Source organism: Escherichia sp. HH41S (genome assembly GCF_009820115.1).
Classification (GTDB): domain Bacteria; phylum Pseudomonadota; class Gammaproteobacteria; order Enterobacterales; family Enterobacteriaceae; genus Escherichia; species Escherichia coli_F.
In genome coordinates, this window is the sequence record NZ_VNXE01000026.1 from 1 (window position 1) to 464 (window position 464).

Genomic DNA, 464 nt, shown 5'->3' on the forward strand with positions numbered 1-464 from the left:
ATGACTGGGGTGAAGTCGTAACAAGGTAACCGTAGGGGAACCTGCGGTTGGATCACCTCCTTACCTTAAAGAACTGTGCTTTGCAGTGCTCACACAGATTGTCTGATGAAAATGAGCAGTAAAACCTCTACAGGCTTGTAGCTCAGGTGGTTAGAGCGCACCCCTGATAAGGGTGAGGTCGGTGGTTCAAGTCCACTCAGGCCTACCAAATTTGCACCGCAAATTTGAAGAGGTTTTAACTACATGTTATGGGGCTATAGCTCAGCTGGGAGAGCGCCTGCTTTGCACGCAGGAGGTCTGCGGTTCGATCCCGCATAGCTCCACCATCTCTGTAGTGATTAAATAAAAAATACTTCAGAGTGTACCTGCAAAGGTTCACTGCGAAGTTTTGCTCTTTAAAAATCTGGATCAAGCTGAAAATTGAAACACTGAACAACGAAAGTTGTTCGTGAGTCTCTCAAATT

2 tRNA genes and 1 rRNA gene are annotated in these 464 nt (G+C 46.1%); all 3 read left to right on the top strand.

Features of this window, described 5'->3' with window-relative positions:
• Positions 1–63, top strand: a 16S ribosomal RNA gene (locus tag FQZ95_RS06310); the annotation flags it as partial.
• 68 nt (positions 64–131) lie between these two features.
• Positions 132–208, top strand: a tRNA-Ile gene (locus tag FQZ95_RS06315).
• Positions 209–250: 42 nt separating this feature from the next.
• Positions 251–326 (top strand) — tRNA-Ala (locus FQZ95_RS06320).
• The last annotated feature ends 138 nt before the right edge of the window (positions 327–464 follow it).